The sequence below is a fragment of the Streptomyces sp. NPDC000941 genome (assembly GCF_053599555.1).
This window is the reverse complement of sequence record NZ_JBSFMM010000048.1, coordinates 1-16375: the sequence shown is the minus strand read 5'-3', so window position 1 is coordinate 16375 and position 16375 is coordinate 1. Positions and strand designations below refer to the sequence as shown.

General features: G+C 71.4%; 15 protein-coding genes and 1 pseudogene. 15 read left to right on the top strand and 1 reads right to left on the bottom strand.

Annotated elements, in window-relative coordinates:
* Window positions 1-96: 96 nt before the first annotated feature.
* Genes ACWDSL_RS17775 through prcA form a run of 3 tightly spaced genes read left to right on the top strand, consistent with a single transcriptional unit; the run spans window position 97 to window position 2171 of the window.
* Window positions 97-540 carry an endonuclease VII domain-containing protein gene (locus ACWDSL_RS17775; RefSeq protein WP_450486329.1) on the top strand — a complete coding sequence of 148 codons (444 nt, stop codon included), beginning with the start codon at window positions 97-99 and terminating at the stop codon, window positions 538-540.
* The gene (gene prcB, locus ACWDSL_RS17770) at window positions 492-1337 is read left to right on the top strand and encodes a proteasome subunit beta (RefSeq protein WP_450486327.1); all 846 of its coding nucleotides are present in this window, start codon (window positions 492-494) and stop codon (window positions 1335-1337) included. Before ACWDSL_RS17775 ends, prcB begins: the two co-directional genes overlap by 49 nt.
* A 54-nt stretch (window positions 1338-1391) precedes the next feature.
* Window positions 1392-2171, top strand: coding sequence for a proteasome subunit alpha (prcA, locus tag ACWDSL_RS17765; protein ID WP_450486325.1), 780 nt, complete (start codon window positions 1392-1394; stop codon window positions 2169-2171).
* 157 nt (window positions 2172-2328) lie between these two features.
* On the opposite strand, the gene ACWDSL_RS17760 is transcribed toward prcA, so the two are convergent.
* The gene (locus tag ACWDSL_RS17760) at window positions 2329-3306 is read right to left on the bottom strand and encodes a LacI family DNA-binding transcriptional regulator (RefSeq protein WP_450486323.1); all 978 of its coding nucleotides are present in this window, start codon (window positions 3304-3306) and stop codon (window positions 2329-2331) included.
* Window positions 3307-4080: 774 nt separating this feature from the next.
* Between ACWDSL_RS17760 and ACWDSL_RS17755 the strand changes: the two genes are divergently transcribed.
* From ACWDSL_RS17755 to ACWDSL_RS17700, 12 genes and pseudogenes are all read left to right on the top strand, one after another.
* A complete protein-coding gene (locus ACWDSL_RS17755) occupies window positions 4081-5376 on the top strand; it encodes an MFS transporter (RefSeq protein ID WP_450486321.1) in 1296 nt (431 codons plus the stop codon).
* Window positions 5377-5385: 9 nt separating this feature from the next.
* On the top strand, window positions 5386-6747 hold the full coding sequence (pafA, locus tag ACWDSL_RS17750) for a Pup--protein ligase (protein WP_385626605.1): 1362 nt from the start codon (window positions 5386-5388) through the stop codon (window positions 6745-6747).
* A gap of 120 nt (window positions 6748-6867) precedes the next feature.
* Window positions 6868-7869 (top strand): FKBP-type peptidyl-prolyl cis-trans isomerase, encoded by a 1002-nt coding sequence (locus tag ACWDSL_RS17745; RefSeq protein ID WP_450486319.1) that lies wholly within the window; start codon window positions 6868-6870, stop codon window positions 7867-7869.
* Window positions 7870-7924: 55 nt separating this feature from the next.
* Window positions 7925-8299, top strand: coding sequence for an FKBP-type peptidyl-prolyl cis-trans isomerase (locus ACWDSL_RS17740; protein WP_450486317.1), 375 nt, complete (start codon window positions 7925-7927; stop codon window positions 8297-8299).
* Window positions 8300-8451: 152 nt separating this feature from the next.
* The gene (locus tag ACWDSL_RS17735) at window positions 8452-9450 is read left to right on the top strand and encodes a helix-turn-helix transcriptional regulator (RefSeq protein WP_450486315.1); all 999 of its coding nucleotides are present in this window, start codon (window positions 8452-8454) and stop codon (window positions 9448-9450) included.
* A 13-nt stretch (window positions 9451-9463) separates the two neighbouring features.
* On the top strand, window positions 9464-10423 hold the full coding sequence (locus tag ACWDSL_RS17730) for a helix-turn-helix transcriptional regulator (RefSeq protein ID WP_450486313.1): 960 nt from the start codon (window positions 9464-9466) through the stop codon (window positions 10421-10423).
* Complete coding sequence (locus ACWDSL_RS17725; RefSeq protein WP_055414334.1) at window positions 10413-10679, top strand: hypothetical protein; 267 nt, start codon at window positions 10413-10415, stop codon at window positions 10677-10679. The genes ACWDSL_RS17730 and ACWDSL_RS17725 overlap by 11 nt, the downstream gene beginning before the upstream one ends.
* 10 nt (window positions 10680-10689) lie before the next feature.
* A pseudogene (locus ACWDSL_RS17720) lies at window positions 10690-10887 on the top strand (hypothetical protein); the annotation flags it as partial.
* Window positions 10888-11151: 264 nt separating this feature from the next.
* On the top strand, window positions 11152-11454 hold the full coding sequence (gene tatA, locus ACWDSL_RS17715; RefSeq protein ID WP_450486311.1) for a Sec-independent protein translocase subunit TatA: 303 nt from the start codon (window positions 11152-11154) through the stop codon (window positions 11452-11454).
* Window positions 11455-11576: 122 nt separating this feature from the next.
* The gene (gene tatC, locus ACWDSL_RS17710) at window positions 11577-12485 is read left to right on the top strand and encodes a twin-arginine translocase subunit TatC (protein WP_450486309.1); all 909 of its coding nucleotides are present in this window, start codon (window positions 11577-11579) and stop codon (window positions 12483-12485) included.
* Between the two features lie 62 nt (window positions 12486-12547).
* Window positions 12548-13477 (top strand): diacylglycerol kinase, encoded by a 930-nt coding sequence (locus tag ACWDSL_RS17705; protein ID WP_450486307.1) that lies wholly within the window; start codon window positions 12548-12550, stop codon window positions 13475-13477.
* Between the two features lie 126 nt (window positions 13478-13603).
* The coding region (locus ACWDSL_RS17700; RefSeq protein ID WP_450486305.1) for a DEAD/DEAH box helicase at window positions 13604-16375 on the top strand (2772 nt) is incomplete at its 3' end.

Below are 16375 nucleotides of genomic sequence, written 5' to 3'. Positions count from 1 at the left end.
CGCGCGGCGTTCGCGCTGAAGCGGAGCAACCTTGACGGCCTGCAGCACCGCTGTCGTGACTGTGCCGCTGAGTCCGATAGACGGCGTCAGGAGGCCATGGGAAGAACGTTCCCGACGCCTGGGGCGGTCCAAGAGGATCACAAGCACTGCCATGGGTGCGGAAAGGTGAAGCCGCGCTCCGAATGGCATCGCAAGCAGTCCTCCGCTGACGGCTTGGCATCAAGGTGCCGGTCCTGTCGTGCGGTCGACAACCGTGTAGGACGCCTAATGCGCCAGTACGGCATCACCGAAGCCGAGCGTGACGAGATGGTCGCCTCTCAGATGGGGCTCTGTGTGATTTGCCTGAAGGCTCCGGCCGCACATGTGGATCACTGCCATGAGAAGGGTAGGGTCCGTGGCGTACTGTGCTTCAGCTGCAACGCGGCACTGGGGCAGTTCAAGGATCGGCCCGACGTGATAAGGCGGGCTGCGACATACCTGGAAGGAAACGCGTGGAAGCCAACACTCGTAGCACCGGGCGTCTACCAGCTGCCTTCCTGACGCCTGGCTCCTCATCCTTCATGGACTTCCTCGGCGACCACTCGCCCGACCTGCTCCCGGGGAACCGCCCGCTCCCCCCGGTGCAGGGCGCTATCGAGGCCCCCCACGGCACGACGATCGTCGGGGCGACCTTCCCCGGCGGCGTGGTGCTCGCCGGTGACCGCCGCGCGACGATGGGCAACCTCATCTCCCAGCGCGACGTCGAGAAGGTTTTCCCCGCCGACGAGTACTCGGCCGTCGGTATCGCGGGCACGCTCGGCTTCGCCGTGGAGATGGTCAAGCTCTTCCAGCTGGAGCTGGAGCACTTCGAGAAGGTCGAAGGCACCACCCTCTCCCTGGAGGGCAAGGCCAACCGGCTGTCGACCATGATCCGCGGCAATCTGAGCATGGCCATGCAGGGTCTGGCCGTCGTCCCGATCTTCGCGGGCTGGGACGTCGACCGTGAGAAGGGCCGCATCTTCTCCTACGACGTGACCGGCGGACGCTCCGAGGAGCACGGCTTCGCCGCCACCGGCTCCGGCTCGCTCTTCGCCCGCGGCGCGCTCAAGAAGCTGTACCGCGAGGATCTGACCGAATCCGACACCGCCACCGCCGTCGTCCAGGCGCTGTACGACGCCGCCGACGAGGACTCCGCGACCGGCGGCCCCGACCTTGGGCGGCGCATCTACCCCATCGTCACGGTGATCACCGAGGACGGCTTCAAGAGGCTCACCGAGGCGGAGGTCTCCGAGATCGCCCGCGCCATCCACGAGCGGCGGCTCGAGGAGCCGGACGGCCCGCGGGCCTCGCTGCTCTGAGGGGACGGTTGACCCGGAATGCTTTCGCCACTGACAGGAAGGGACGGATAGCCGGTGACGACGCCGTTCTATGTATCGCCTCAGCAGGCCATGGCCGACCGCGCCGAGTACGCCCGCAAGGGCATCGCGCGCGGCCGCAGCGTGGTCGTGCTGCAGTATGCCGACGGCATCCTTTTCGTCGCGGAGAACCCGTCCCGCGCGCTGCACAAGGTCAGCGAGATCTACGACCGGATCGCCTTCGCGGCGGTCGGCAAGTACAACGAGTTCGAGAATCTGCGCATCGGCGGTGTCCGCTACGCCGATCTGCGCGGCTACACGTACGACCGCGACGATGTGACCGCCCGCGGCCTCGCCAATGTCTACGCCCAGACGCTCGGCACCATCTTCTCCAGTGCCGCGGAGAAGCCCTATGAGGTCGAGCTGATCGTCGCCGAGGTCGGGGACGGCCCCGAGGACGACCAGATCTACCGGCTGCCGCACGACGGCTCCATCGTCGACGAGCACGGCTCGGTCGCGGTGGGTGGCAACGCCGACCAGATCAGCAGCTATCTCGACCAGCGCCACGTGGACGGCATGACCCTTGCCGAGGCGCTGAAACTGGCCGTCGAGTCCCTCGCCCGGGACAGCAACGGCGGCGAGCGCAGCCTCACCGCCGAGCAGCTCGAGGTCGCGCTGCTGGACCGGACGCGACCGCAGCAGCGGAAGTTCAAGCGGATGCTGGGCAGCCAGCTGACCCGCCTCCTGGAGAGCGCCACGGCCGAGGCCGAATCCGAGGCCGAGGGGGATTCCGAGGCCGAGACGCCAGCCGAGGAGTCCTCCGAGACGGAGGAGTAACCCTCCCCGACACCTCACCCGCCATGGCGCGCCCCGGCTCCGGCCGAGGCGCGCCGAGGCGTTTGCGGCCCCAGCAGCCGGCCTCGGGCATACCGGCCGACGGTGGCTGGGGGAGTGGCCAGGTCGGCGTGCGGGCAATTCCTGGCTGGTGGCGGGGCTAGCGTGGTGGCGGGGCGCTGGAGCCGCGGGGGACGAGTTCCACCGGGAGTGATGTGTCGCGGGCCGGCTCGCCGGCCAGGACCGCCATCAGGGCCCGCATACCGGCCGCGCCGACCGCCTCCGCCGGCAGCCGTACCGTCGTCAGCTCCGGGTCGACCGCCGTCGCCAGCGCGAGGTCGTCGAAGCCGGTGACCGAGACGTCGTCCGGCACCCGCAACCCCAGTCGCCGGGCGGCCTTGCAGGCGCCGGCCGCCAGGATGTCGTCGTCGCATACGAGCGCCGTGGGGCGGGGGCCGGGGCGGGTGAGTGCCCGTTCGGCCGCGCGGCGGCCCTCGTCGACCGTCAGGGGGGCCGCCTCGGTGTGCAGGGAGGCGCCCGGGACCGCGCCCACAGCCGCCGCCAGGGCCCGTGCGCGGATCCGGAAGGTCCAGGTGTCCACGGCCGCCGCGACATGGGCGATACGGCGGTGTCCCAGGCCCAGGAGGTGCCCGGCGGCCTGTCGCATGCCGTCGGCGATGTCGAGGTTGACCGTGGCCGCCGCGGCGGTCTCATCGGGGGAGCTGTCGAGCATCACCAGCGGGAGCCCTCCGCCGCGCACCGCGGCCAGCGCGTCCGCCGCCATCGAGGAGGCGATCACGCCGTCGAGCGAGGCGCGCGCCGAGTCGAAGGGGTCGCGCGCCGGGCCTACGCCCTCCGGGGACGGGTAGAGCACCACCCCGAAGCCGCCCTCGGCGGCCACGCGCGCGGCGCCGGTGTACACGCGGGCGAAGAACTCCGTGGTGAGCGCCGGGACGACGAGCAGCGCGGTCCTGGTCCGGCCGAGGCGGAGGCTGCGCGCCGCGAGGTTCGGGCGGTAGCCGAGTTCACGCGCGGCGGCGCGCACCGCCGCCGCGGTGCGTTCCGACACGCGTCCGGCCCACTTGTCGCCCAGGACCAGTGAAACGGTCGCCTGCGACACGCCCGCGACCCGCGCCACGTCCCGACTGGTCGCCCGAGCCCCGACCGCACGCCGCCCCCCGCGCCCCCCGCCCGGTCCCTGGCCGGCACCGGTCTCGCGCGCCGCCCGCCCACCCACGTGGCCCAAGCCGCCTGCGCCCGGTTCCCGGCTGGCGCCCGTCTCACGTGCCGTACGCCCACCCACGTGGCTCGAGCTGCCTGCGCCCGGTTCCCGGCTGGCGCCCGTCTCGCGCGCCGTCCGGCCGCCGACGTGGCCCGGGCCGCCCGAGCCGCCCGCGCCGTCCATGCCGCCCGGGCCGTCCGTGTGCCCTGGTCCCGGCACCCGGCCGGCGCCCGTCTTACGAGCTGCTCGCCCACCCACGTCGCCCCCTCCGTGCCCCGCGGTTGGTTCCCGGTCTACACCCGACTCGCGCGTCGTCCGCCCGCCTGCGTGGCCCGAGACGCCCCCGCGCCCCGCGCCATCCACGTCGCCCGCGTGGTCCCGGCCCGGCGCCCCGCCGCTTGCGTCGGCGTCGGCCTCGGTCTCCGCCGGGCCGTGGCTCCCCAGGGCGGCCGGACCCGCAAGCGCGCCCGGGCCCCCACCCCGCGCGCCGGGAGCGCGCGCCCCGTCGCCATTCGCGCTCGCCGCCATCGCCTTCCCCTCGCCATGGTCATCACGGTCGGTCGCCCACCGTGAGGTGGACCGCGGTCGGCAGCCATGGTACGTATAACGGCGGACGTTATACGTAAAACCTCGGGCGGACTCGCCCGGGGGAGCACGCGAACCGGAAACCCCGAACAGAAAGGGCAGGCGATGGCCGCCGGCTACAGGGACCTGCTGCGCAGCAAACACGCGGCCCGCCTCCTCATCGGCACGCTCGTCGGCCGGCTGCCGAACGCCACCGCCGCCCTCGCCGTCGTGCTCTTCACGCGTGCCGAGGGCGGCAGCTACGCCCTGGCCGGTGTGCTGTCCGCGGTCTACGGCGTGGGCAACGCGGTCGGCCAGCCGCTGCTCGGCCGGGCCGTGGACCATTACGGGCAGCCGCGGGTGATGCTGCCCGCGGCGGTGGCGTCCGCGGTCGCCATGGCCGTGTTCGCCGTGGTCGGGCTCGATCCGCTGCCCGTCGCGTACGCCGCGATGCTGGCTGCCGGTCTGTTCACCCCGCCCCTGGAGGGCGGGCTGCGGGCGCTGTGGCCGGGGGTGCTCGGGCGGGAGGAGTGGGTGCATGCGGCGTATGCGCTGGACGCTGTCGCGCAGGAGGTGATCTTCTCCGTCGGGCCGCTGTTGGTGACCGCCCTGGTGGCGCTGTGGTCGGAGGCGGTGGCGCTGCTGGTGATCAATGTGATCGGGGTCGCGGGCGCGCTGTCGGTCGTGGTCTCGCCGCCCTCCCGCCAGTGGCGTTCGGCGCCGCGCGAGGCGCACTGGCTGGGCGCGCTGCGCTCGCGGGGGCTGCTGGTGCTGCTCGGCACGTTCTTCTTCGTCGGCATCGCTCTCGGCTCGATCGGCGTGGCGGCCGTCGGTTACGCGGACGAGCACGGCGGCGGCATGGTGTCCAGCTATCTGCTCTCCGCGCTGGGCGTCGGCGCGCTGGTGGGCGGTCTCGCGTACGGGGCGCGGCCCTGGGCCGGCCCGCCGGAGCGGCGGCTGCGGGTCCTGGTGGCCGCGCTGGCGCTCGGCTATCTGCCGCTGGTCCTGGTGCCCGGGGTGGCCGCGATGACGGCCCTCGCCGGGCTCTCCGGTCTCTTCCTGGCTCCCGCGCTCGCCTGCGTCTTCGTGGTCGTCGACCGGCACGCCCCGCGCGGCACGGTGACCGAGGCGTTCTCCTGGCTGGTGACCACCTTCGTGGTCGGGAACGCCGCGGGAACGGCCGCCGCGGGGCCGGTGATGGAGCATGGCGGGGTGGCGGCGGGCTTCGCCGTTCCGGGGGCCGCCGGGGCGGTGGCGCTGGCCGTGTTGCTGGCCACCGCGCGCTTCCTCACCGGCACGCCGGGCGGTACACCTACCGGTACGCCAACCGGCACACCAGGAGGGACGTCGAGTGAACCTCAGGCGGAAAATGATCGCAACCGTGCCGTCGAACCCGGTTTCAGAGCAGGCCATCAGGCGTAATGTTCAGGCATGGACCGCCGCATTTTCGGGCTGGAGAACGAGTACGGCGTCACGTGCACATTCAGGGGACAGCGCCGGTTGTCTCCTGACGAAGTGGCGCGCTACCTCTTCCGCCGTGTCGTCTCCTGGGGCCGCAGCAGCAATGTCTTCCTGCGCAACGGCGCCCGCCTCTATCTCGACGTGGGCTCGCACCCGGAATACGCAACTCCCGAGTGTGACAACGTGACCGAGTTGGTCACCCACGACAAGGCAGGCGAGCGCATTCTCGAAGGTCTGCTCGTGGACGCCGAGCGCCGCCTGCACGAGGAGGGAATCGCGGGCGACGTCTATCTCTTCAAGAACAACACCGACTCGGCGGGGAACTCATACGGCTGTCACGAGAACTATCTGGTGGCCCGCCATGGCGAGTTCTCCCGCCTCGCCGACATTCTCATCCCCTTCCTGGTGACCCGGCAGCTGCTGTGCGGCGCCGGCAAGGTGCTGCAGACGCCGCGCGGCGCGGTCTACTGCGTCAGTCAGCGCGCCGAGCACATCTGGGAGGGCGTCAGCTCCGCGACCACCCGCTCCCGGCCGATCATCAACACCCGCGACGAGCCGCACGCCGACGCCGAGCGCTATCGCAGGCTGCACGTCATCGTGGGCGACTCCAACATGTCCGAGACGACCATGCTGCTCAAGGTCGGCGCCACCGATCTGGTGCTGCGCATGATCGAGGCGGGCACGGTGATGCGCGATCTGACCCTGGAGAACCCCATTCGGGCCATCCGTGAGGTCAGCCATGACATCACCGGACAGCGCAAGGTACGGCTGGCCAGCGGGCGCGAGGCGTCCGCCCTCGAGGTCCAGCAGGAGTACTACGAAAAGGCGGTCGACTTCTGCGAGCGCCGCGGTATCCGCACCGGCACCGTCGAGCGCGTCCTCGAACTGTGGGGCCGCACTCTGGACGCGATCCGCACCGAAGAGCTGGACCGGATCGACACCGAGATCGACTGGGTGATGAAATACCGGCTGATCGAGCGGTACCGGGCGAAGAACAACATCACCATGTCCCATCCGCGGGTCGCCCAGATAGACCTCGCGTATCACGACATCCACCGCCGCCGAGGGCTGTACTACCTCCTGGAGAAGCGGGGTCAGGCGGCCCGGGTGTGCAACGACTTGAAGATTTTCGAGGGCAAGTCGGTGCCGCCGCAGACCACCCGTGCCCGGCTGCGCGGTGATTTCATCCGCCGCGCCCAGGAGCAGCGCCGCGACTTCACCGTCGACTGGGTGCACCTCAAACTCAATGATCAGGCGCAGCGTACGGTGCTGTGCAAGGACCCGTTCCGCTCGGTGGACGACCGTGTGGAGAAGCTGATCGCCGGAATGTGACGACGGCGCCCGGACGGCCCATGTCCGGCGCGGGGCCCCGTACGTTTCGCGTACGGGGCCTCCGGCACGTCGTAGAGTGGCGCGCATTGCCCCCGCAGGATCTACCCAACGAGGACTTTCGTGCGCCGACGTTCCGTACTTCTTGCCGTGCCCGCCGGCTTGCTCACCGCCGCGGGCTGCGGCACTGAGAAATCAGGATCCGAAAAGTCGTCCAAGGCCTCGCCGTCGCCGGAGACCAGCAGCCCGAAGGCCGCGGAGCCCACCGGCAAGATCGTGAGCGGGCCGGTGCCGGCCATCACCGGCGGTACGAAGTTCGGTGAGAAGCCGAAGGTCGCCAAGGGCACGGGTACGCCGTCCTCGGACCTGGCCGTCAAGACGGTCATCAAGGGCGACGGGGCCGAGGTGGCCTCGGGCGACTATCTCCAGGTGCACTATCTCGGCCAGATCTGGAACACGGCCAAGGTCTTCGACAACTCCTACGACCGGGGGCAGCCCGCCGTCTTCCCGATCGGCGTCGGCCAGGTCATCCCGGGCTGGGACAAGGGGCTGGTGGGCAAGCAGGTCGGCAGCCGGGTGGAGCTGGCCATCCCGCCGGCCCTCGGTTACGGCGAGAAGGGCCAGCCGCAGGCCGGGATCAAGGGGACGGACACGCTGGTGTTCGTCGTCGACATCAAGGACGCCTTCAACGGCAAGAGCTCGGCCAAGGGCGACGAGGTGGCGCAGAGCAACCCCGATCTGCCCAAGGTCGGCACCGGGACCGACGGCAAGGCGCCGTCCATCGACGTCCCCAAGAAGGCCGCGCCCAAGAAGCTCGTCTCCGCCTATGTCATCGAGGGCGACGGGCCGAAGGTCAAGGCCACCGATTCCCTGCTCGTCCAGTACAAGGGCGTGCTGTGGGACGGCGGCAAGCAGTTCGATGCGACCTATAAGAAGGGCCAGCTGGCGCAGTTCTCGCTGCAGCAGGTCGTCAAGGGCTGGGCGCAGGGGCTGACCGGCAAGAAGGTCGGCAGCCGGGTGCTGATCGTCATTCCGCCGGACCTCGGCTACGGAAAGCAGGCCCAGCAGGGCATCCCCGCCAACTCCACTCTGGTCTTCTCCGTCGACATCCTGGCCGTTCTGTAAGACGGCGGTTCTGCAAGACTGGGCAGGTTGCCCACCACGTAAGAGGAGCAAGTTCGTGAGCATCGACAAGCCCGAGGTCGACTTCCCGGGCGGCGAGCCGCCGAAGGACCTGGAGATCAAGGACATCTGGGAGGGCGACGGCCCCGTCGCCAAGGCCGGAGCCACCGTCTCCGTCCACTACGTCGGCGTCGCCTTCAGCACCGGCGAGGAGTTCGACGCGAGCTGGAACCGCGGCACCCCGCTGCAGTTCCAGCTCGGTGCCGGCCAGGTCATCTCCGGCTGGGACCAGGGGGTGCAGGGCATGAAGGTCGGCGGCCGCCGCCAGCTGATCATCCCGCCGCACCTGGCCTACGGCGACCGGGGCGCCGGTGGCGGCCGGATCAAGGCGGGCGAGACGCTGATCTTCGTATGCGACCTGGTCGCCGCCTGAGGCAGGTGCGCCCAGGGCTCGCGGGTGAGCGTTGACCCCGTGGCCCGAGCGCCCTCGTGGGGCCCCTGCCGCCCGGCAGGGGCCCTCGGCTTTTGTCCCGCGTCCCGGTAGCGGTACGGTCACGGTCGGAAGGTCACAAAGAAGGGGCGTCGATGGCGATTGCCAAGGCCGAGCGGCTGATGAATCTGGCGCTGTGCCTGTTGGGAACCCGGCGCCCGTTGACGAAGCGCGAGTTGCGCGAATCCATAGAGGCATACATCGAGGCGGCCGCGGCTGCTTCGGCCGCCAACTCGGCCTCCGGCTCGGGCGGCGACGACGCGTTCAATCGCATGTTCGAGCGGGACAAGGACGATCTGCGTGAACTCGGCCTGATCATCGAGACCGTGGAGAGCGTCGACGGCGAAATCGGCTATCTCGCCCGCCGCGACAGCAACCGCCTCCCCCCGATCACCCTGGACGCCGAGGAGGCCGCGGCCCTCGGCCTGGCCGCGAAGGTCTGGCAGCAGGCCCGGCTCGCGGGCGCCGCCAGCGGCGCGCTGCAGAAGCTGCGCGCCGCCGGGATGCCGCTGGCCGAGGACCCGTACGACACCCAGCCGGCCGGCGCCCTGGAACCGCGGATCCCGGTCCATGAGGCCGCCTTCGAGCCGCTGATGCTCGCCTGCCGCGACCGCCGCCCCGTCATGTTCGACTACCGCAAGTCGAACGCCGCCCGCCCCGAGCAGCGCCATGTCGAGCCGTGGGCGCTGGAGTGCTGGCGCGGCCACTGGTATCTGGCCGGATGGGACCGTGAGCGTACGGCGGAGCGGGTCTTCCGGCTCTCCCGGATCACCGGCAAGGTGCGTCTGCGGGCCGGCGCCTACGCCGCCGAGGTGCCCGACCACGTCACCGTGCGTGAGACCGTGGAGCGGTGGTCGGGGGAGACCGCCACCCGTACCGCCCGGATCAAACTGCGCTCCGGCCACGGCTACCCGCTGCGGGCCAGGGCGCTGCACGCCAACCCGCTGGGCGACGGCTGGGACGAGCTGGAGGTCCCGTACGGACACGGGCTCGACGCCTGGCTGGTGGAGTTCGGCCCGGACGTGGTCGTCCTGGCGCCCGACGAACTGCGGGCCGATGTCATCGACCGGCTGCGCGCTGTGGCCAAGGGCTGAGGGGGGATTCCACATGGCCGGAAACGCCATTGACCAGACCCGCCGGATGCTGTCCCTGGTGACGTATCTGCGCGAGCGCCCCGGCGCCCATATCGCCGATGTCGCCCGCGCCTTCGGCATCACCGAGGACGAGCTGATCTCGGACCTGGACGTACTGCCGCTGTGCGGCACCAGCTTCCGCGGCGGTGACCTGCTGGACATCGACACCGACGGCGAGCGCATCTGGTGGCACAACCCCGACGATGTCGCCGAGCCGCTGCGGCTCGCCGCCGACGAGGCCACCGCGCTGCTGGTCGCCGCCCGCGCCGTGGCCACCCTCCCCGGGCTGCGCGAGGGCGACCGGGACGCCTTGCTGCGGGCCACCGCCAAGCTGGAGGCGGCCGCCGGTGAGGCGGCCGGGGCCAGCTCGCGGCTGTCGGTCACCTTCGAGTCCGAGGGCGGGGTCTTCGCCGAGGTCGACCGGGCCATCGCCGAGCGCCGCCGGCTGTGGCTGCGCTACTACTCGCCCGCGCGGGACGAGCTCACCGAGCGCGAGGTCGACCCGATCCGGCTGTTCGTTGTCGGCCGTACGTATATGGAGGCGTGGTGCCGGCTCTCCGAGGCGCGGCGCACCTTCCGTCTTGACCGGGTCGCGGAGATCAAGCTGCTCGACGCGCCCGCCGACCCGCCGCCGATCGAGCTTCGCGATCTGTCGGACCTGTCCGCCGGGCTGGTGCAGACCGGCGCCGAGGACCCCGAGGTGGTCGTCGAGGTCGGCCCCGGCGGGCGCTGGGTCGCCGAGTACTACCCGCACGACAGCGCGGAGGAGCTGCCCGACGGCGGCCTCAGGATCACGCTGCGCACCCCCGACCCCGGCTCGCTGCGCCGCCTGGCGCTGCGGCTGGGCAGGGACGGCAGGATCGTCTCCCCGCGGGGGCTGGCGGACAGCGCGCGGGACGCGGCGCAGCGGGCGCTCGCGGCCTATGGTGAGTGAAGGGACACGCACAGTGACCGCTGGGGGGAATCCCACCTCGGTGATCTTCAAGGCAGCCTGCCCGGACTGCCGTGGCCGGTTCGAGCTGGCGGCCACCGCCTTGCGGCTGGCGATCGGGGGGAGTGACCGCACCACGTTCTACTCCTTCACCTGCCCCGACTGCGGATCGGCGGTGCGCAAACCGGCGGGGGAGCGGATCGTGGAGCTGCTCACCGGCGGCGGGGTGAGCACGTTGCGGCTGCACTCCAAGGTCTAGGCTCTGGCGCATGCTCTGGCCGATGCTCGCCCTCGCTCTCGCCGTCACCGGAATCGCGGTGCTCGCCGTGCCCGCCGTACGGGTCTTCGTCGAAGTGCGGCGGCTGGCCCGGCAGGTGGGGGAGAGCTCGCGGCGGATCACCCGGGCTGCCGAGGACCTGGAACGGGCCACGGCCCCGCTGGGCGGCCAGGTGGACGCGCTGCGCCGCGGGCGGGACGACGCAATGTCATCGGACGACGTACTTTCGTCAGAAGCGGCGGCTGACCGAGGTCAGGGACTGACGCACGGGTCAGCGGGGTAGGCTGCTTGGCGCAGTTGTGACGGCGGCGCCGTGGAAGCAACGGGGAGTATGCATGGGCATTGCCCAGGGTTTACTCCTGCGGGTTACGATCGCTGCCAGCACTAGCACGCCAGTCCGATCCCATACGGCAGGCATGAAAGTTACGCCGCCCCGGCGAGAAGGTAGTCGCACATGCTCGGCAATCTGAGGCCCACCGAGATCGTTCTGATCCTCGTTGTCATCCTGCTGCTCTTCGGCGCCAAGAAGCTCCCGGACATGGCTCGGTCCCTCGGCAAGTCGGCCCGCATCCTCAAGAGCGAGGCCAAGGCCATGAAGAAGGACGACGAGGCGGCGAAGCCCGCCGAAGCGCAGGCGTCCGCGTCGGCGCCCGCCGACCCCGCCCCGCAGGCCGCGCCGCGGACCATCCAGGCGGCCCCCGGCGATGTGACCAGCTCCCGCCCGGTCACCGAGCCGAACCGTACCGCCCAGAGCTGACGGAGCCGACGCAAGCCGAGAGTGCCGCCGCGGCTCGCTGAGCCCGCGACGGCCTTCGCACGAGACGAGGACGTGGGTTGCTCAAGTCTGCCCGCAAACAGCAGAAGGACCCTGAGGGGCGGATGCCTCTCGCGGAGCATCTGCGTGAGCTGCGCAACCGACTGCTGAAGGCGGTCGTCGCGATCATCGTGGTCACGGTCGTCGCGCTGATCTACTACAAGCAGATCGCGGAGTTCCTGACCGGCCCGGTGATGGACAGCGTCGGCTGCAAGAAGGGTGAGCCCGTCGGCGGCGGCGCCGACCCCAAGCCCTGCGCGCAGATCACCGCCAACGGTCTTCTCGCCCCCTTCACGATCATGCTGAAGGTGAGCCTGATGACCGGCGTCGTCATCTCCAGCCCGGTCTGGCTCTACCAGCTGTGGGCCTTCCTCGCGCCCGGTCTGCACAACCACGAGAAGAAGTACGCGATCGGCTTCGTGGCCGCGGGCGCGCCGCTGTTCCTGGCAGGCGCCTGGCTCGCCTACGCCGTGCTGCCCACCACGGCCGGGGCCCTGGTCGGCCTCACCCCTGAGGAATGGACCAACCTGTTCCCCGCGGACGAGTTCTTCGACATCGTCACGCGCATGGTGATCGTCTTCGGCCTCGCCTTCGAACTCCCGCTGCTGCTGGTGCTGCTGAACTTCGGCGGGGTGATCACCGGCCGCCGGATGCTCGGCTGGTGGCGGGGCATGGTCGTCGGCATCACCGTCTTCGCCGCCATCGCCACACCCACCGGCGACCCGCTGACCATGTCACTGCTCGCCGCGCCCATCGTGGTGCTGTACTTCGGCGCCACGGGCATCTGCCTGTTCAACGACCGCCGGCGCCGCCGCGGCAACCCGGACTCCGGGCTGAGCGACGACGAGGCCTCCGACCTCGATCTGACCCCCGCGCCCGTCGGTGACATCGAGCAGGTGTCCCCGACGCCCCGCCCTGACGATCCGGACGACCCGGGCCCGACGCGGCGCAACGGCTACGACGACATCACCTGAGCCGACCGGACCGGTGCCGGTGCTGGTGCCGACATCGGTACGGGCACCGGTAGGGTCCGCGGGTGACCTGCGACATCACCCTTCTCGTCAACCCGACGGCGGGCCGTGGACGCGGCGCCCGCGCCGCCCGGCCCGCCGCCGAGACCCTGCGGGGCCACGGATTCACCGTGCGGACCGCGGCGGGCGCCGACGCCGCGGAGGCCCTGCTGCGGGCCCGTGAGGCGGTGACGGACGGCACCGGCGCGCTGGTGGCCGTCGGGGGCGACGGCATGGTCTCGCTCGCCCTCCAGGCGGTCGCCGGTACGGGCACCCCGCTGGGGGTGATCGCCGTCGGCGGCGGCAACGACTTCGCCCGGGCCACCGGCCTGCCGATACAGGACCCGGGCGCCGCGGCCCGGCTCATCGCCGCGTCGCTCAAGGGCGACGGCGGCCGCGAGGTCGACCTGGGGCGGGTGGGCGGCCTGGGGCAGGTGGGCGACGTCTGGTTCGGCACCGTCCTCGCCTCCGGCTTCGACTCCCGGGTCAACGAGCGCGGCAACCGGATGCGCCGGCCGCGCGGCCGGCTCCGCTACGACCTGGCCATGCTCGCCGAACTGGCGGCCCTGAAGCCCGTCCGCTACCGGATGAGCCTCGACGGCGGGCCGCAGCGCGAGGTCGAGGCCACCTTGATCGCCGTCGGCAACGCCACCTCGTACGGCGGCGGCATGCGGATCTGCGCGGGCGCGCTCCTCGATGACGGGCTCTTCGACATCACGGTCGTCGGCCCGTGCAGCCGCACCACGCTGCTGACGGTCTTCCCCCGCGTCTACCGCGGCACCCACCTCGGCCACCGGGTGGTCACTACCCACCGGGCCGCCTCGGTGTCCCTGGCAGCCGACGGCCTGACCGCGTACGCGGACGGCGAGCGCCTGGGGCCGCTGCCGCTCACCGCCACGGCGGTCCCCGGCGCCGTACGGCTGCTGGGGACGCCCGGGCCGGGCACGGGCGCCTGAACCGGGGCCGGCTCCGGGCCGCCTCGGTACCCCTGCTGCCCCGAGCGCGGTGTCCCTGCCGCCCGTCCCGATCGGTGAGAAAGATCGCGTGCGTTGTCAGAGGCGGCCGGTAGTCTCGTACGTACGATGACCGACGAGCTAACTCCCGCCGAGCGCTACACCGCGGCCCGTCTGCGGGCGGCCGAGGAGGCCACCGCGCTGGCCCCCTTCCGCGAGATGTACGACTTCGATCTTGACCCGTTCCAGATCGAGGCGTGCAAGGCCCTGGAGGCCGGGAAGGGCGTGCTGGTCGCCGCCCCCACCGGTTCGGGCAAGACCATCGTGGGCGAGTTCGCCGTCCACCTGGCGCTCACCCAGGGCCGCAAGTGTTTCTACACCACGCCCATCAAGGCGCTGTCGAACCAGAAGTACACCGACCTCGTCAAGCGCTACGGCGCCGACCGCGTCGGCCTGCTCACCGGCGACAACAGCATCAACTCCGAGGCCCCGGTGGTCGTCATGACCACCGAGGTGCTGCGGAACATGCTGTATGCGGGCTCCCAGTCGCTGCTGGGGCTCGGCTATGTGGTGATGGACGAAGTCCATTACCTCTCCGACCGGTTCCGCGGCGCCGTCTGGGAAGAGGTCATCATCCACCTCCCCGAGTCGGTCACGCTGGTGTCGCTGTCCGCCACCGTGTCCAACGCGGAGGAGTTCGGCGACTGGCTCGACACGGTCCGCGGCGACACCGAAGTGATCGTCTCCGAGCACCGTCCCGTCCCGCTGTGGCAGCACGTGCTGGCCGGGCGCCGGATGTACGACCTCTTCGAGGAGAAGAGCGGGCAGGGGGACGGCCAGGTCGGCCGCCGGGAGGTCAACCCCGATCTGGTCCGGCTGGCCCGGATGGAGAACACCCGCCCCAGCTTCGGCCGCGACAAGCGCCGCGGGCGGAACAATATGCGCGAGGCCGACCGGGAGCGCGAGCGCCGTCAGCGCAGCCGGATCTGGACCCCCGGCAGGCCCGAAGTCATCGAGCGACTCGATGCCGAGGGGCTGCTGCCCGCGATCACCTTCATCTTCAGCCGGGCCGGCTGCGAGGCGGCCGTACAGCAGTGTCTGTACGCCGGGTTGCGGCTCAACGACGAGGCGGCGCGCGCCCGGGTGCGCTCCATCGTCGAGGAGCGCACGTCGGGCATACCGGACGAAGACCTGCATGTACTGGGCTATTTCGAATGGCTGGAGGGCCTGGAGCGGGGCATCGCCGCCCATCACGCGGGGATGCTGCCGACGTTCAAGGAGGTCGTGGAGGAGCTGTTCGTCCGCGGGCTGGTCAAGGCGGTGTTCGCCACCGAGACCCTGGCGCTCGGCATCAACATGCCCGCCCGTTCCGTGGTGTTGGAGAAGCTCGTCAAGTGGAACGGTGAGCAGCACGCCGACATCACCCCCGGCGAGTACACCCAGCTGACCGGCCGGGCCGGCCGGCGCGGTATCGACGTCGAGGGCCACGCCGTGGTGCTGTGGCAGCGCGCGATGGACCCGGCCGCCCTCGCGGGCCTGGCCGGCACCCGTACGTATCCGCTGCGCTCGTCCTTCAAGCCCTCGTACAACATGGCCGTCAATCTGGTCTCGCAGTTCGGGCGGCACCGCTCCCGCGAGCTGCTGGAGACCTCCTTCGCGCAGTTCCAGGCCGACAAGGCGGTCGTCGGCATCTCCCGGCAGGTGCAGCGCAACGAGGAGGGCCTGCACGGCTATCGCGCCTCCATGACCTGCCACCTGGGCGATTTCGACGAGTACGCGCGGCTGCGCCGCGATCTGAAGGACCGCGAGACCGAACTGGCCAAGCAGGGCGTGGCGCAGCGGCGCGTGGCCGCCGCCGACGCGCTGGAGAAGCTGCGCCCCGGCGATGTCATCCACGTCCCGACCGGCAAGTACGCCGGGCTGGCGCTGGTGCTCGACCCCGGGCTGCCGGCCGGGCGTACGGGCGGCCGCCGCGGCCTGGAGTACCACGACGGGCCGCGTCCGCTCGTGCTCACCGTCGAGCGGCAGGTCAAGCGGCTGGCCGCGATCGACTTCCCGGTGCCGGTCGAGCCGTTGGAGCGGATGCGGATTCCCCGGTCCTTCAACCCGCGCAGCCCGCAGTCGCGTAGGGACCTGGCGTCCGCGCTGCGTACCAAGGCGGGCCACCACGAGATGCGCCGCCACCGCAAGGAGCGCTCGGCCGCGGCCGACGACACCGAGATCGCCCGGCTGCGCGCCACCCTCCGGGCCCACCCCTGCCACGGCTGCGACGAGCGCGAGGACCACGCCCGCTGGGCCGAGCGCTACCACCGGCTGCTGCGCGACACCCGCCAGTTGGAGCGGCGGATCGAGGGGCGTACGAACACCATCGCGCGCACCTTCGACCGGATCTGCGCCCTGCTGTCCGAGCTCGGCTATCTGAGCGGCGAGGAGGTCACCGACGACGGCAAGCGGCTCGCCCGGCTCTACGGCGAGCTCGACCTGCTCGCCAGCGAGTGCCTGCGCGAGGGCGTATGGGAGGGGCTGGCCCCCGCCGAGCTCGCGGCCTGTGCCTCCGCCCTGGTCTACGAGGCGCGGGCGGCGGATGACGCGATGCCGCCCAAGCTGCCCGCGGGTCGGGCCAAGGGGGCGCTGGGCGAGATGGTCCGCATCTGGGGCCGGCTGGACGCCCTGGAGGACGACCACAGGATCAAGCAGGCGGAGGGGGTCGGCCAGCGCGAGCCCGATCTGGGCTTCGCCTGGGCCGCGTACCGCTGGGCCTCCGGACACGGCCTGGACGAGCTGTTGCGCGAAGTCGACATGCCCGCGGGCGACTTCGTGCGCTGGTGCAAGCAGGTGATCGACGTGCTGGGCCAGATCGCCGTGGCCGCCCCGGCGGGCGGCACGGTGGCGCGCGCCGCC

Bases quoted from the DNA above. Each gene is read 5' to 3' on its own strand.
- ACWDSL_RS17775 (WP_450486329.1), top strand. From the start codon at position 97: ATGGGAAGAACGTTCCCGACGCCTGGGGCGGTCCAAGAGGATCACAAG.
- ACWDSL_RS17755 (WP_450486321.1), top strand. From the start codon at position 4,081: ATGGCCGCCGGCTACAGGGACCTGCTGCGCAGCAAACACGCGGCCCGC.
- pafA (WP_385626605.1), top strand. From the start codon at position 5,386: ATGGACCGCCGCATTTTCGGGCTGGAGAACGAGTACGGCGTCACGTGC.
- ACWDSL_RS17735 (WP_450486315.1), top strand. From the start codon at position 8,452: ATGGCGATTGCCAAGGCCGAGCGGCTGATGAATCTGGCGCTGTGCCTG.
- ACWDSL_RS17730 (WP_450486313.1), top strand. From the start codon at position 9,464: ATGGCCGGAAACGCCATTGACCAGACCCGCCGGATGCTGTCCCTGGTG.
- ACWDSL_RS17725 (WP_055414334.1), top strand. From the start codon at position 10,413: ATGGTGAGTGAAGGGACACGCACAGTGACCGCTGGGGGGAATCCCACC.
- tatA (WP_450486311.1), top strand. From the start codon at position 11,152: ATGCTCGGCAATCTGAGGCCCACCGAGATCGTTCTGATCCTCGTTGTC.
- tatC (WP_450486309.1), top strand. From the start codon at position 11,577: ATGCCTCTCGCGGAGCATCTGCGTGAGCTGCGCAACCGACTGCTGAAG.